Source organism: Staphylococcus sp. AC872, assembly GCF_979255425.1.
Genome location: NZ_CEEDKW010000002.1, coordinates 45919 through 61121, shown reverse-complemented (window position 1 = coordinate 61121; position 15203 = coordinate 45919). Strand labels below are relative to the sequence as shown.

13 protein-coding genes and 1 other RNA gene are annotated in these 15203 nt (G+C 32.5%); 2 read left to right on the top strand and 12 right to left on the bottom strand.

Features of this window, described 5'->3' with window-relative positions:
* Nucleotides 1-341: 341 nt before the first annotated feature.
* The 8 genes from ACZ267_RS03310 to ACZ267_RS03275 form a co-directional block, all read right to left on the bottom strand.
* A complete protein-coding gene (locus ACZ267_RS03310; protein ID WP_002466627.1) occupies nt 342-1220 on the bottom strand; it encodes a 5'-3' exonuclease in 879 nt (292 codons plus the stop codon).
* Between the two features lie 18 nt (nt 1221-1238).
* Nucleotides 1239-4685, bottom strand: coding sequence for a dynamin family protein (locus ACZ267_RS03305; protein WP_002466601.1), 3447 nt, complete (start codon nt 4683-4685; stop codon nt 1239-1241).
* A gap of 192 nt (nt 4686-4877) precedes the next feature.
* The gene (locus ACZ267_RS03300; RefSeq protein ID WP_002466628.1) at nt 4878-5516 is read right to left on the bottom strand and encodes an SDR family oxidoreductase; all 639 of its coding nucleotides are present in this window, start codon (nt 5514-5516) and stop codon (nt 4878-4880) included.
* 132 nt (nt 5517-5648) lie between these two features.
* A complete protein-coding gene (locus tag ACZ267_RS03295; protein WP_002466622.1) occupies nt 5649-6791 on the bottom strand; it encodes a THUMP domain-containing class I SAM-dependent RNA methyltransferase in 1143 nt (380 codons plus the stop codon).
* A 144-nt stretch (nt 6792-6935) separates the two neighbouring features.
* Nucleotides 6936-7315, bottom strand: an RNA gene (gene rnpB, locus ACZ267_RS03290) — RNase P RNA component class B.
* A gap of 162 nt (nt 7316-7477) precedes the next feature.
* Complete coding sequence (gene gpsB, locus ACZ267_RS03285; protein ID WP_002451159.1) at nt 7478-7819, bottom strand: cell division regulator GpsB; 342 nt, start codon at nt 7817-7819, stop codon at nt 7478-7480.
* Between the two features lie 10 nt (nt 7820-7829).
* Nucleotides 7830-8396 carry an SLOG family protein gene (locus ACZ267_RS03280; RefSeq protein ID WP_002466629.1) on the bottom strand — a complete coding sequence of 189 codons (567 nt, stop codon included), beginning with the start codon at nt 8394-8396 and terminating at the stop codon, nt 7830-7832.
* A gap of 11 nt (nt 8397-8407) precedes the next feature.
* Entirely contained in the window at nt 8408-8740 is a 333-nt protein-coding gene (locus ACZ267_RS03275; RefSeq protein ID WP_002466611.1) for a DUF1798 family protein, read from the bottom strand.
* A 340-nt stretch (nt 8741-9080) separates the two neighbouring features.
* On the opposite strand from ACZ267_RS03275, the gene recU reads away from it, so the two are divergent.
* Both recU and ACZ267_RS03265 read left to right on the top strand, forming a co-directional pair.
* Nucleotides 9081-9707, top strand: coding sequence for a Holliday junction resolvase RecU (recU, locus tag ACZ267_RS03270; RefSeq protein WP_002466620.1), 627 nt, complete (start codon nt 9081-9083; stop codon nt 9705-9707).
* Nucleotides 9704-11953, top strand: coding sequence for a transglycosylase domain-containing protein (locus tag ACZ267_RS03265; protein ID WP_047210821.1), 2250 nt, complete (start codon nt 9704-9706; stop codon nt 11951-11953). The genes recU and ACZ267_RS03265 overlap by 4 nt, the downstream gene beginning before the upstream one ends.
* A 127-nt stretch (nt 11954-12080) precedes the next feature.
* On the opposite strand, the gene ACZ267_RS03260 is transcribed toward ACZ267_RS03265, so the two are convergent.
* The 4 genes from ACZ267_RS03260 to asnS form a co-directional block, all read right to left on the bottom strand.
* A complete protein-coding gene (locus ACZ267_RS03260) occupies nt 12081-12407 on the bottom strand; it encodes a YpoC family protein (protein ID WP_002466604.1) in 327 nt (108 codons plus the stop codon).
* Nucleotides 12408-12412: 5 nt separating this feature from the next.
* Complete coding sequence (nth, locus tag ACZ267_RS03255; RefSeq protein WP_002466632.1) at nt 12413-13072, bottom strand: endonuclease III; 660 nt, start codon at nt 13070-13072, stop codon at nt 12413-12415.
* Nucleotides 13062-13748 carry a DnaD domain-containing protein gene (locus ACZ267_RS03250; protein ID WP_002466615.1) on the bottom strand — a complete coding sequence of 229 codons (687 nt, stop codon included), beginning with the start codon at nt 13746-13748 and terminating at the stop codon, nt 13062-13064. The genes nth and ACZ267_RS03250 overlap by 11 nt, the downstream gene beginning before the upstream one ends.
* Before the next feature lie 130 nt (nt 13749-13878).
* A complete protein-coding gene (asnS, locus tag ACZ267_RS03245; protein ID WP_002451151.1) occupies nt 13879-15171 on the bottom strand; it encodes an asparagine--tRNA ligase in 1293 nt (430 codons plus the stop codon).
* Nucleotides 15172-15203: the final 32 nt, after the last annotated feature.

Sequence of the window (15203 nt, the reverse complement as noted above, 5' to 3'; positions counted from 1 at the left end):
AGCTATTGTTCACTCCTTATCTTGTTGTTGTGTCTCTGATGTTGTAGTTGTGATAAGTATACAGGTCTGTTAATTATAGTTAGGATTTGATAAATGATGATTCATCATAAATGCTATGATTTACCAAATAAATGATAAAAAACAGACAAATCGGCATACATCACAACATAATGTTGAACAATTTATTTACGTTCCATTTAATAATATCATAAAATTTTATATAAGTATAATTGAATATGTGATAAATTATAATGATTTTAAAATAATGAGATAATAAAATAAAAACGACTCGTATTTTTATCTTTAATTAGATAATCGTACGAGTCGTTATGTTTATGATTTTATAAATGACTTGATATATATTTACCGGAAACATATAGCTCATGTTCATTACATATAGATAAGATATGGTTCAATGTTGTGGCAAAAGACATATCTTGGAACAATTGTTCACTATCGATGGGCACATTTGTATGAATCTCAGCTAATCGCTTCGATAAATGTAATTCATTCATATTGTCATTAATTTTCTTCCTTTGACCTGGTGTTAAGGCATCAATTTGTTCAATGACCCCTTCCACACTGCCATATTGTTGAATTAATTTTATCGCAGTTTTCTCACCTATACCTTTAACACCTGCATAACCATCGGCTGTATCACCCATAAACGCTTTGATATCAATGAGTTGTTGCGGTGCTAATTCATACTCTTCATTAAATCGATTTAAGGTATATCGATTATATATGTTAAAGCCTTTCTTAATGAGCCATACTTCAACATTTTCATTGATACATTGTAACAAATCTCTATCTCCGGTAATAATATAGACATCATTATCAACGGAATAAGTTTGTGCTAATGTACCAATCACATCATCGGCTTCATAATTAGTCACACCAATATTAACAAAACCAAATTGTTCAGATATCTCTTTAACATAATCAAATTGTGGAATGAGCTCTTCTGGTGGTGCTGAGCGATTTTGTTTATAACCTTCAAACATGTCATTTCTGAAGGTTGATTGCCCCATATCCCAACAAACAGCTACATGTGTGGGTTGGATTTCATGGATAGCTGAAAAGATATGACGTACAAACCCCTGAATACCGTTAGTTGGCACGCCTTTTGAATTGTACATAAATTGATTATGGAGACTCGTTGCGAAAAAATGTCTAAATAATAAAGCCATGCCATCAACGAGTAATACTTTATTAGGCATTTCGATTGTCCTTCTTTCTTAATATATAATTGCTTCAAGTTGTTGGTGCTTATCTTTAAGTTGTGAAATTAATGATTCATCTAATTCAAATGATAATAATTCATTAATCTGACTTTGAATATTGTCTTCAATACTATTAAATTGTTGTTCTGCTTCATCAGACATTTGCTCAACATAAGTTTCAAGTTGTTGTCTTAAGCGACTAAAGTTAGGTTGAAGTAGTTCTAATGTACTTTGACAAATCATTTCATGAATATCCTTTTGAGCATTCGCATTTAAAATTTTACGTTTCGTTAATTGTTTAGGTAATTCAGCCATCATATCGTTTAAATCGATATGAAGTAATGGTTGATCAACAACATCAGGTTGTAAATTGAAACGTGGATGTACAATAATATGCAATTGACTTAACTGTTGTAAGACAGGTGCAACTTGTTCGTCTAATTGCTGATTAAAATACTTCTTAATTCTTTCAGTGATTAATGATTGCTCTAAGAACATTCTTTGATGAATTTGATCTAAATAAATTTTAGTTGAGTTTTTCTTTTCAGCGTTGAAATCACTATTTTGTGTCATTTGACTATTATAAACAGACTTAATATCATCCATTAACTGAAGCTTTAATCTTTGATTTAAATGATAGACTTGTTCTTCAACTTCATTATTTGTATGTTGAGTCGTAGTAGCAATTAATTGGTTTTCTAGTCTATGTTTGTCTTTGTATGTTTCTAATTTACGTTGACGTTTCGCGATGTCATCTTTATTGGTTTCAAATTCTGAAATCATCTCTTGATATGACTGATCAATTTGTTGAAGTTGGTGAATCATTTGTTGTTCGAGTATCGTTTTAGATTCAACATCGACGAAATGTTGAATGCTTTCTTTTAATTGATTCATACCTTCATCACTAGATTTTAATGCTTCTCGACTAGACACACCAAACACTTCAGATTGCAATTGTACTTGGTTTAGTGCGTCGGCAACATAATCTTTAACGGCATTAAGATCTTCATCACTTTCAGCTAAATCGACAGCATTAATAATCATTTTGAATGCTTGATTTTCATTTAACTGATTCATATCTTTCATATGTTCAATGAAAGCTTTGTCGTTATCAGTAAAAGAGTGATTGAAATAACTGACATATAAAATTAAGTCAGATGAAGTGAGGATTTGTTCAGTTTCATTAGTATGACGCTGGTTATTGGAATGTAAACCAAGTGAATCGACAACAATTTTGCCTTTAAGCCATTCAACAGGTACTTGTAAATGTACTGTTTTTACGAAAGTTGCATATTCATCTTCGGCAGACCATTTTTTGACATCTTCTTGTGAAATATGATGTACTTCCCCTTCTTCTAACATATTGATATACATGTCGTAATGCTTTTCTACTGCTGAAATAAAGGCAAGTTGATTTTTTTCTAGTTTTGATTTCAATTGAGAAATATCGCTATTCATAAATTCATCTAAAGACGAAAATGACTGATTAAAGAACTCTAGCAATTGGTTAATCTCATCGAGTAATTGTTTAGATGATTTTAATGTTATGCTACTACTTTCCCCGTATGTCAGTTCTGTAGTGGCTGCTGTTGTCGGATTTGGCGAGCTAACTAAGTAATTATCACCTAATAAAGCATTAATTAAACTACTCTTACCAGCACTAAATGTCCCAAATACACCTATTTTTGTTATTTGTTGATCTAAACGCGTTAGTGTTTGTTTAATATCTGTTTGTGTACGTTCGAATAATGGAATATCTTCGATGATATTTAATGCTTTTTCAATGTCTACTTGTGAACGACTCACTGTGTCATCACTGGCTTGAATTTGATCACGATGCTGATGTTGTGTTGTATCGTTTTCTTCTTTAATCGTGAAATTGGCTTCAGTGCGTCCAGTTAATTTATCTAAAGAATCTTCCAAATGGATATAGTAATGTTGATAATTGCGTGTTGTGATAGATTCTTTTAAGTTATTTAATTGTAAGTAACGTTGATATTCATCTGATGTTTCATTATCTTCGCTTTCAATCTCATTAGCTTGTACGTGTTGGATAGCTTTTTCAAATAATGGATTCGATTGACGTTCAACAAATTGATTGATTGCTTTAACAACTTCATCTGAAAATGTTAATACATAAGTATTGCTGATGGTTGTTTGTGGTTGATACAGTGATGAAACTAAATCATTTGGAATATCATAGGATTGGTTGAGTATATGTTCGTTTATATTTTTTTGATTGATAAAGCGCGTTAAAAATGACATGTCTTCACGCATAGGTTGACGTATTTGAGTGTTAATCTTTTCTTGTAGCATACTGATTGCTTTATCTAAACGCTCCGTTTGTGCTTCCTCTTTCTTTTTAGCTTTATTAAAGAGACCACCTACTTTAAAGTCAGTTGCCTTACTTTCTAGATAAGAACGCAGTTGTTCGCGCATATCATGTGTCATAATATAGGCATTTTCTAATATATCTTTACGTTTTTGTTTAAGATATGCTTTTAATTTATCTTTATCATTTAAAAGTTGTGCTTCTTCTGAAACAGCTTGTGTTTGTTGGAAATTTAAATAAGCTTGTTCAAACTCATCTTCTTCGATGTTGAGGTATTCAAGTATACTTTGCATTTCATTTTGAATGTATGAAAGTTGAGCATCTGTAATAAAAGATACCGTTCGTTCAACATACGTTTCCATTGGTTCTCTATTCTTATCTAAATATAAGAGGTATTCAGATAAGTCATCAATTTGGTTTTCAGGATGATCGAATTTTGATACATAATATATATGTTGTAAATCGATGTCCCATTCATTAATAGATTTCTCAACTCTAGATTTGAATGTATCAAATGATAGTTCATCATCATTATGTTTGTCGATTTGGTTAATGATGAATACAACTGGAATGCCTACTTCATTAATTCTTTTCATAAATTGAAAATTAAGTGCAGATTGCACGTGATTATAGTCAACGGTATAAAATAAAACGTTACTCGTATACATGAATTGTTCAGTTGTTGTTTGATGTGTTGCGACATTAGAGTCAACACCAGGTGTATCCTGGAATGTAAAGCCTTTATCAAATTTATCGGATTGGAAGTTAATCTCTACAGATTCAACATCTATATTTTGACGATTCATTTGTTTAACTTCATCGTATGTTTTTAATTTTGTATATTGTTGGTTTGGTAAGTTTGCGATGATATCTTCTGTATCAGAAACTGATACGATTGCTGTATTACTAGTTGTAGGTACTGGAGAACTTGGTAAAATATCTTGCTCTAATAACAAGTTGATCAATGTTGATTTACCAGCTGAAAAGTGCCCAACAAAGGACATTGTAAATTGGTTTTTATATACCTTTTTAATTACCTGATTAATTGTATTTAGTAAAGCAGTGTTATTTGATTTTTCAACTTCTTTTTTTAATTTATATAAAATGTCTAATTGTTCTGTATGTGTCATGCGTATTAATCCCCTTTAGTTCAGTCAATAAAAAAGAAGAGATTAAGACAATGTGATTTAAAATTCTATACAAAATTTTAATGTAAGTGACGTTGTCATAACCTCTTCTAAATAAGTCAGTTATCATAGATTATGATATTACTTAAAATATTATCATATATATCGTTTAAAACCTATGAATTTTAGACAGGATTATTCAAACCATGAGGGTTTGGTACCTTCAGTTCCTGGCTTAAATACACCGATATTCTCTTTTGAATGTAATTCTGGGTGCTTCGCAATTTGTACAGCTAAATTAGCGACACTTTTTCTTGATACTTCTGTACCCTCGAAGTCCCCTTCTTTAGTGCTAATTTCATATATATTTTCATTTTTATCTGTTAACCAACCCGGTCTAATGATTGTATAATCTAAGTCGGATTGCTCGATTGTATCTGCTGCTTGACGGTATAAGTCTAACTTATCTCCAAATTGTTGTTTATTCCATTCATTGAATGCTTCAGGTAACTCATCATAAATACCTGGTGCAGCAATTAAAATTAATCTTTTAATCCCTTTTGCGTCCATAGCTTTAACTATCGTTTCAGCATGACGATTTAATGAGCCAGAGGTACCAGTAAAAACAATATCTATATTGTCTAATGCTTGTTCTAAATCTTGTTGGTTCTTAGCATCACCTTCAAATACTGTTACTCTGTTTGATGCATAATCAGGGATACGATGCGCATTTCTTAAGAACAGGTTCACATTGAAGTTTGAATTCTCTAAGAAAATTTTAGTTGCTTCGATAGCCACACGTCCGTTTGCCCCAATAATTAAAACATTCTTCATATTAATTACTCCTCTCAATAATAATGATTATTATATTTATTAATTATAAAAGTAATTTAAATTAAAACACTCTTAATCCAACCTTACTACAGTTGAATTGAGAGTGCTAATGAATTGATTTGATTTTATGAACTATGATTCTTTTTTGGTTTGAGGTTTTTTACCCCAATATTGATAGTACGTACATTCAATATAACCATTAAACAACTTACGGCGTTTTGTCGCCTTTTTGTTAACTAAATGCTCGTACTCTTTATTACTTGTTAGGATATAAGTTGATAAATAATCGTGTTGTTTCATTAATGTACCAATATATCGGTACATTTCTTCTACTTCATCTCTATCACCAATACGTTCACCATATGGTGGATTACCGATTAATGCTATTGGTTCTTCAGTATCAATAGTTAATGTATTTACATCTTTTACACTGAATTGAATGATGTCCGCTAAGCCAACTTCTTCTGCATTTCGTTTAGCGATTTCAACCATTTCTGGGTCGATATCTGAGGCATATACTTGAATTTCTCTATCATAATTCGCGTGTTTATCAGCTTCGTCTCGCATATCGTCATAAATATTTGGTGGCATGATATTCCATTCTTCAGATACAAAATCTCTATTGAATCCTGGAGCAATATTTTGTGCGATGAGACATGCTTCAATCGCAATCGTTCCTGAACCACAGAATGGATCGATTAGTGGCGTATCACCCGTCCAATTGGCTAATTTAATCAAACTAGCAGCTAATGTTTCTTTGATAGGTGCTTCCCCTTGTGCTAAACGATAGCCACGTCGATTTAACCCTGAACCGGATGTATCAATAGTAAGTAGTACTTTATCTTTTAAAATTGATACTTCTACTGGATATTTTGCTCCCGATTCGTTGAGCCATCCTTTTTCATTATAAGCATGTTTAAGACGTTCTACGATTGCTTTCTTAGTAATGGCTTGGCAATCTGGCACACTATATAAGGTGGATTTAACACTGCGACCTTGGACTGGAAAGTTCCCTTGTTGGTCGATGATTGACTCCCAAGGTAATGCTTTTGTTTTTTCAAATAATTCATCGAACGTAGTTGCTTTAAATTGTCCCATGACGATTTTGACACGGTCTGCGGTACGTAACCATAAGTTACATTTGACGATGGCATTTTCGTCACCTTCAAAAAAGATACGTCCATTTTCTACTTGTGTTTCATAACCTAGTTCTTGAATTTCTTTGGCTACGATCGATTCAAGCCCCATTGGACATACTGCTAATAATTGAAACATGCGTTGTTCTCCTTTTGGATTGATTTCTTTATGTTTATTCTAACAGAGTTAGATTTAAAATTTAATCATATATATAAATGAATAATGTTTATTGACATTAAAAAAGCTCTCCGTTTAATGGGAGAGCTAAACTAGTGGTGATATTTCTGTAAGCCATGTTCTGTTCCATTGTACTCATCACGTGCACTAGTTACACTGGTACGTTGGTGGTAACCATCTGTCTACACATAACAAATATATGCATGTGTCTCGTTTATACGTTGAATTCCGCTAAACAAGTGCTCCTACCTAATTTGGATTGCTCACTCGAGGGGTTTACCGCGTTCCACCTTTTATATTTCTATAAAAGCTACGTCACTGTGGCACTTTCAAACTATTCTAACCGTATCCTTAGACTTAGGTTATTTCATTGCCGTCAAATTAATGCCTTGATTTATTGTTTCATCAAGCACGAACACTACAGCCATCTCAGACTGTGTGAGCATGGACTTTCCTCTATATCACTATAGCGATTACCCAAAATATCACCTTTGAGAGTATAACATAAAAAAAGGTTGAGACAAAGCTTTTTCAAGTAAGATGACATCACCTTCATTAATAAAAAGTATATGTGTCACAAGACTTATAAGTTTTGCGATATAACTCATTGGCATATATCACACGGATTGTCTCAACCTTTTCATTTATTATTTCCCAAATACTGCTTTTTCTAAATTAGAAATACGTTTTAAAATATCAACATTATTTGATGATGCATTGTTAGAACCATTTGAAGAAAAGTTTTTATTCTCTTGTGGTCTAGTTGTCGCTACGCGTAATCTTAATTCTTCAAGTTCTTTTTTCAGTTTGTGGTTTTCTTCTGAAAGTTTTACAACTTCGTTATTCATGTCTGCCATTTTTTGATAATCTGTAATAATATCATCTAAAAAAGCATCTACTTCTTCTCTTCTATAGCCACGAGCCATAGTTTTTTCAAAATCTTTTTCATAAATATCTTTCGCTGATAATTTTAATGAAACATCTGACATTTTTTCCACCTCATTCGAAACTTTGATCTTGAGACCACTGCAAGTCGTTGATGAATTCAGTGAGTTCATCAAACGTCACAATATCACAAGTATAGTTTGTTTTTTCCATAAAATCAACTAACATCGATTTGAAGAATTTAGGGCTAGCCTCTTGTTCCTCATCATATATTAATAAAGTTTGATCAGTATGGTCTAACATAAATTGGTCAGCTTGTTTGAATTGGAATGGTCCTTGATACTCTGAATGAAATACACTTTCTATGAAATCTGCATGATTAATAATATTTATGTATTTCGTTTGATTTTGTTCGTTCCATTTTGTTGTATGACCTTCAAAGGGTGTAATAACACCTAGTTTAAGCTCAGGATATGTTTCTTTTAATTCAATCACAACTTCTGCTGACCATAATTCAATTCCCATCTGACCTTGAATTAAAACCCATTCTAATCCTTCATCTAATAATTGTTCAATTTTATGTTTAATAAATTCTTTTAAATAGTAAACTTCAGGTGCATCATCTTTAAAAATATTTAATTCATAAGATTTATACCCTGTGATATAAACAGTTTTAACCATAATTTCCCTCTTTAAACATGTTTATTTAAAATATTGTTCAAATCATATTGTACCGCTTTTATTTTTTCAGTGAAAAGTTTTCTACTTGTTCGTTTAAAATGGCATTCAACGGAAAGTTCTTCAATATTTTTAATTAATAAATCTAGTTTTGGTTTATTCATATAAGTCGTATCAATCAGTGATTGTTCATATGTTTTTAATTGTTTTAATTGAGAATCTATATGACGGACATAAGGTTCAACTACTTTGTGGAAGTCTTTATCTTCGTCATGTTTTCTAACTTGTTCGTAAGTGTCATTCATATAATTGACTTCTTCTATTAACTGTCGAATAGTATCTAGCATTCAATTGCCTCCTACATTACTAATTTACCATAATGTTTTTAAAGCGTCATACATAGGGTTATACAATAAGTACTAGACATAATATACTATCAAAATATATTTTTTTATGTTTTTCGCATTAACTCATTAATGTCACATCATTAAAATGGTAGAAAAATAGTATATATACGTGAAGATAAATGTGATTGTTTTTATTGTTTATTTGATGAAAGCACGTTAAAATAAGGTTTGATGTATTTTTGGTTAGTTAAATATACATTAATTTTATAAAAGTTTGGTAAATCGTAAATTGTTGTGTATAATAATTGCAGTTTACTACCAAGCTTGTGTGGTGAAATATATGAATTATCCTAATGGTCAACCATACAAAGAAAATAAGTCTTTGGACGGACGCAAATCGACGTCAAATTCAAGTAGTATTGAGTATGGCGGACGAGGTATGTCACTTGAAAAAGATATTGAGCATTCTAATGCTTTTTATTTAAAACGTGGCATCGCAGTCATTCACAAGAAACCTACTCCTGTTCAGATAGTGAATGTTCATTATCCCAAACGGAGTAAAGCTGTGATAAATGAAGCTTATTTTCGTACGCCTTCAACAACTGATTATAATGGTGTCTATAATGGCTATTATATTGATTTTGAAGCAAAGGAAACGAAGAATAAAACATCCTTCCCTTTGAATAATATTCATGATCATCAAGTGGATCATATGAGAAACACATACCAACAACACGGTATTGTTTTTTTAATGATAAGATTTAAATCACTTGATGAAGTATATCTATTACCTTATTCTAAATTTGAATTCTTTTGGAATAGATATCAAAAGGATATTAAAAAATCAATAACAGTTGATGAAATACGAAAAAATGGTTACCATATTCCTTATCAGTATCAACCTAGATTGAATTACCTCAAAGCAGTTGATAAGTTGATATTAGATGAAAGTGAGGACCGCGTATGACGGAAAACAAAGGGTCTTCTCAGCCTAAAAATAATGGCAATAATGGGAAGTCCGACGAAAAAAAGAATAGAAATGTGAAGAGAACGATTATTAAGATTATTGGCTTTATGTTTATTGCCTTTATTGTTCTATTGTTGCTCGGTATCTTACTATTTGCATATTATGCATGGAAAGCACCTGCTTTTACAGAATCTAAGTTAGAGGATCCAATTCCTGCTAAGATTTATGATAAAAATGGTGACTTAGTCAAGACGTTAGATTATGGTCAACGTCATGAACATGTCAATCTCAAAGATGTACCTCAAGGTATGAAAGATGCCGTATTAGCTACTGAAGATAATCGCTTCTATGATCACGGTGCTTTAGACTATAAACGTCTGTTCGGTGCAGTTGGGAAAAACTTAACTGGTGGATTTGGTGCACAAGGTGCTTCAACTTTAACGCAACAAGTTGTTAAAGATGCATTCTTGTCTCAACAAAAATCTATCGGTCGTAAAGCGCAAGAAGCTTACCTTTCTTACCGATTAGAGCAAGAGTATAGTAAAGATGAAATCTTCCAAGTTTACTTGAATAAGATTTACTACTCTGATGGTGTAACTGGTGTTAAAGCGGCTGCTAAGTACTACTTTAATAAAGACCTTAAAGACTTAAACTTAGCTGAAGAAGCTTACTTAGCTGGTTTACCACAAGTACCTAATAATTATAATATTTATGATCATCCTAAAGAAGCTGAGAGTCGTAAAGATACAGTGCTATACTTAATGCATATGCATCACAGAATTAGCGACAAAGAATATGCAAAAGCTAAGAAAATCGATCTTAAAGCTAATTTAGTTCAAAGAACTGATAAAGAACGTCAAAATACGACTGAAGAAAAAGATCCTGAATTAGCATCTTATGTGAACTTTGTTAAATCAGAATTAATGAATAACAAACACTTCAAAGATGAAAACTTAGGTAACGTTCTTCAAAGCGGTATTAAAATCTATACTAATATGGATAAAGACGTTCAACAAACGCTTCAAGATAAGATTAATAATGGTAGCTTCTACAAAAATGATGACCAACAAGTTGGTGCAACTATCTTAGATAGTAAAACTGGTGGTTTAGTAGCCATTTCTGGTGGACGTAATTATAAAGACGTTGTTGACAGAAACCAAGCTACAGATGCTCACCCTACTGGTTCATCACTAAAACCATTCTTAGCTTATGGTCCAGCTATTGAAAACATGCATTGGGCAACAAACCATGCACTTCAAGATGAATCTTCATATCAAGTCGACGGATCTACATTCCGAAACTATGATACTAAGAGTCATGGTACAGTAAACATCTATGATGCTTTACGTCAAAGTTTCAATATTCCAGCCTTAAAAGCATGGCAACAAACAAAAGAAAGTGCCGGTAATGATGCGCCTAAGAAATTCGCATCTAAAGTTGGTTTAGATTACGATGGTAAAATTGGACCTTCTGAAGTATTAGGTGGTTCTTCATCTGAATTCTCACCTACTCAATTAGCATCAGCGTTTGCTGCAATTGCTAATGGCGGTACGTATAACAATGCACATTCAATTCAAAAAGTTGTCACTCATGATGGCGATACGATTGAATATGATCATACAAGCCATAAAGCAATGAAAGATTCTACAGCATACATGTTAGCTGAAATGCTTAAAGGTACTTTCAAAGCTTACGGTTCTGCTTATGGACACGGTGTATCTGGCGTTAACATGGGTGCTAAAACAGGTACAGGTACTTATGGTGCTGAAATTTACAGTCAATATAACTTACCTGATAATGCAGCCAAAGACGTTTGGATTAACGGATTCTCACCTCAATACACTATGTCAGTGTGGATGGGCTTCAACAAAGTTAAAGAATACGGTACTAACTCATTCGTTGGACATTCAGAACAAGAATATCCACAATACCTATTCGAAGAAGTTATGTCAGACATTTCTTCTAGAGATGGTAAAGACTTTGAAAAACCAAGCTCAGTTGAAGGTAGCGATCCAGAATCATTATCTGTTAGTGGTCACCCTGACAACGATACTACTAATAAGAGTACACATGGCGACAGTGATTCGTCATCATCTAACAGTAGTAACACAAACGGTTCTAATGGTTCATCAAACAGTTCAAATGGCAGTTCACAACAACAAGGTACTAGCTCACAACAACAAAGTGGCAATGCCTTAACTCGTCTATTTAGTTTCAATGCGATATTTAACAATAAAGTATCATAACGCATAGACGAAAAGCACAAACCTTACAACAAGGTTTGTGCTTTTTTTATGTTCCAGTATACAAAAATAAACTCGCTAATAACAGATATGTCTGATTAGCGAGTTTTTATAAACTATTTCTAACTATTTATTTTCTCTTTTTTCGAATTTGATATGAGGCATTCATTTTAATGAGTTCTGATTTTAATGTTTTCATTTGTCTATATCCCATAAAATGATATTTTCGAGCTTGCATATATTGATAACGCTCTGAAAAGTTCATTGGCACGACTGGATAGTTATCTAATAAAGTTAAGTCAAAATCACTAATCTCATTAATTTGTTTAAAATAATCTATAATCAATTCAAAATAATGATCAAGTAAAGGTTTAGCTTCTGATGAATTTAACTTTTTTTGACTTGCTAATGTATCAAGTTGTTGTTCTAAATCCTCAAAATCTTGTTTTTCAATCATTTATTTCACGCTTCTTTCAAACTTGCTTTATATCGTTTCTGACCTTCTCTGCAATCATTGAATAAAGGACAAATATCGCATTTAGGCTTACGAGCTAAGCAATGATATCTTCCGAAGAAAATGAGTTGATGGTGACTTTTGTTCCATCGTTCTTTAGGTATAACAGAGCAAAGTCTATCTTCTACTTGTCTCACATTATCTTTCCAACGATTAATACCTAATCGTTTAGATACCCGTTCTACATGCGTATCTACAGCGAGTGAAGGCTCATTAAATGCAACACTCATTACAACATTCGCAGTTTTACGACCTACACCTGCTAGACTTTCTAATTCTTGATGTGTTTGTGGAATTTCACCATCAAACTTGTCTAATAATGATTGACATAATTTTTTAATATTTTTAGCTTTATTTCTATATAAGCCTATCGATTTAATATCGCTTTGTAATTCTTCATCACTGACATTCAAATAGTCTTCGGGTGTTTTATATTTGGCAAACAATGATTTAGTTACTTTATTGACTAATATATCCGTACATTGTGCTGATAAAAGCACAGCAATTGTGAGTTCGAATGCATTGTCATGTCTCAGCTCGCATTCTGCATCTGGGAACATATCTGCTATGACATCGATCATTTCTAATGCTTTTTTCTTACTTATCATCTGATTTCTCTCCATTTAACCAATCGAATTTAGGCACCTTTTTAACTGTATGTTTCATCTTAGGTTTATTAAATTGTTTACGAATTTCTTTTGAATCATCGATAGTTTTAACATTATTCTTCTTCCAATTTAATAATATGCGATCCATGTACTTAAAGCTCAACTTGTTCTGACTATTAGCTTCATCTAGTGCTGCTTGAATAATATCAATATCGTGTTGATCAACGTCGATCCATTGATTTAATGTTTCAATTTCATATGGTGATAAAGGTCTCGCAAACGTTTGCTCAATCATTTGGAATAAAGTTTTAAACTTTTCTTTATCACTTTGTACATTGGTATCTATTGTTTCTTTTTTGAGTAATTGACTTAACTTCTCATAAAAAGGATCTAAATTCATATATTCAGTGAAGCGTCCTTCTTCATCTTTATTAACATTCAATTCTAATAGCTCACGTTGAATTAAATTTTGGATAACAGCTGTTACTTCACGTGGTTGCATATTAGACCCTTTTTGTAATAATTCAATCGATGGTTGCTTGTTTGACGTTTCAGATGCATAGATAAGCTTGATTAATATAATTAAGTCTTGTTCATCTAATCCTAATTCACTGTAATGATCAAGCAATTCTCGGCGAATAACGACAGGTCTTGTTTTTAATTGAAATTTATCCATCTTACCCCTCCCATCATTATATGTAATAAAGAAAAAAAGCTATAACTAATATAAAAATCTAGCCTGTGACATGATGCTATGTCCCAGGCTTAGTAAGTGTAGTATCTATCTAAATTGAATTCATTCAATGTTATGGGTATAAACGATTTAATAAACGTGGGAATGGTGATGTTTCTCGCACGTGTTCTACACCAGAGATCCAAGCAACAGTTCGTTCTAATCCAAGACCAAAACCACTGTGAGGCACGCTACCGTAGCGACGTAAATCTAGGTAATAACTATAAGCTTCAGGATCTAATTCGTGTTCATTAATACGTTGTTCTAATAACTCTAAATCATTAATACGTTCTGAACCACCAATAATTTCACCGTAACCTTCAGGTGCGATTAAATCAGCACATAATACAGTATCTTCATTATCTGGATTTGGTTGCATATAGAACGGCTTAATTTTAGTTGGATAATTTGTAATAAATACTGGTAAATCATAATGATTTGCGATGGCTGTTTCATGTGGTGCTCCGAAATCTTCGCCCCACTCTATGTCGTCGAAACCTTCTTCTTTTAAAAACTTAACAGCATCATCATACGTAATTCTTGGGAATGGTGCTGCTACTTTTTCTAATTTAGAAGTGTCACGATCTAATGCTTTAAGCTCTAATTGACAATTTTTTAGAACTGATTGAACAACATGTGCTACATATTGTTCTTGTACTTCTAAGCTTTCTGCATGTTCAGTAAACGCCATTTCTGGTTCAATCATCCAGAATTCAATTAAATGACGTCTTGTTTTTGATTTTTCAGCTCGGAATGTCGGTCCAAATGAAAATACACGGCCATGTGCCATTGCTGCAGCTTCCATATATAATTGTCCACTTTGTGATAAGAAGGCATCTTCATCAAAATATTTTGTATGGAATAATTCACTTGTACCTTCTGGTGCACTCGCTGTTAAAATAGGTGGATCAATTTTTGTAAAACCATTTTCATTAAAGAATTCATATGTTGCTCTAATGATTTCATTTCTAATTTTCATCACTGCATGTTGCTTTTTAGAACGTAACCATAAGTGACGATGATCCATTAAGAACTCTGTACCATGATTCTTTGGTGTGATTGGATAATCATGTGCTTCATGAATGACTTCAATCGATTTAACTTGCATTTCATAACCTAAGTCTGAACGATTATCCTCTGTGATCGTACCTGTTACATATAAAGAAGACTCTTGTGTAATCTCTTTAGATAAGTTAAAAACGTCTTCGTCTACTTCAGATTTAACTACGACACCTTGCATAAATCCAGTTCCATCACGTAATTGTAAAAACGCAATTTTACCACTAGAACGTTTGTTAGTTAACCAAGCACCGATTGTCACTTCTTGGTTAAGATGTTGTTTTGCTTGTTTAATCGTTGTTTTCATAACTAGTCTCCTATTTTTTTATCTTTTTTTCA

Excerpts from the sequence above, each read along its gene's own strand:
- nth (WP_002466632.1), bottom strand. The coding sequence starts at position 13,072 with ATGATAAGTAAGAAAAAAGCATTAGAAATGATCGATGTCATAGCAGAT.
- ACZ267_RS03305 (WP_002466601.1), bottom strand. The coding sequence starts at position 4,685 with ATGACACATACAGAACAATTAGACATTTTATATAAATTAAAAAAAGAA.
- ACZ267_RS03300 (WP_002466628.1), bottom strand. The coding sequence starts at position 5,516 with ATGAAGAATGTTTTAATTATTGGGGCAAACGGACGTGTGGCTATCGAA.
- ACZ267_RS03250 (WP_002466615.1), bottom strand. The coding sequence starts at position 13,748 with ATGGATAAATTTCAATTAAAAACAAGACCTGTCGTTATTCGCCGAGAA.
- ACZ267_RS03265 (WP_047210821.1), top strand. The coding sequence starts at position 9,704 with ATGACGGAAAACAAAGGGTCTTCTCAGCCTAAAAATAATGGCAATAAT.
- ACZ267_RS03295 (WP_002466622.1), bottom strand. The coding sequence starts at position 6,791 with ATGTTTCAATTATTAGCAGTATGTCCAATGGGGCTTGAATCGATCGTA.
- asnS (WP_002451151.1), bottom strand. The coding sequence starts at position 15,171 with ATGAAAACAACGATTAAACAAGCAAAACAACATCTTAACCAAGAAGTG.
- ACZ267_RS03260 (WP_002466604.1), bottom strand. The coding sequence starts at position 12,407 with ATGATTGAAAAACAAGATTTTGAGGATTTAGAACAACAACTTGATACA.
- recU (WP_002466620.1), top strand. The coding sequence starts at position 9,081 with ATGAATTATCCTAATGGTCAACCATACAAAGAAAATAAGTCTTTGGAC.
- ACZ267_RS03280 (WP_002466629.1), bottom strand. The coding sequence starts at position 8,396 with ATGGTTAAAACTGTTTATATCACAGGGTATAAATCTTATGAATTAAAT.
- gpsB (WP_002451159.1), bottom strand. The coding sequence starts at position 7,819 with ATGTCAGATGTTTCATTAAAATTATCAGCGAAAGATATTTATGAAAAA.
- ACZ267_RS03310 (WP_002466627.1), bottom strand. The coding sequence starts at position 1,220 with ATGCCTAATAAAGTATTACTCGTTGATGGCATGGCTTTATTATTTAGA.
- ACZ267_RS03275 (WP_002466611.1), bottom strand. The coding sequence starts at position 8,740 with ATGCTAGATACTATTCGACAGTTAATAGAAGAAGTCAATTATATGAAT.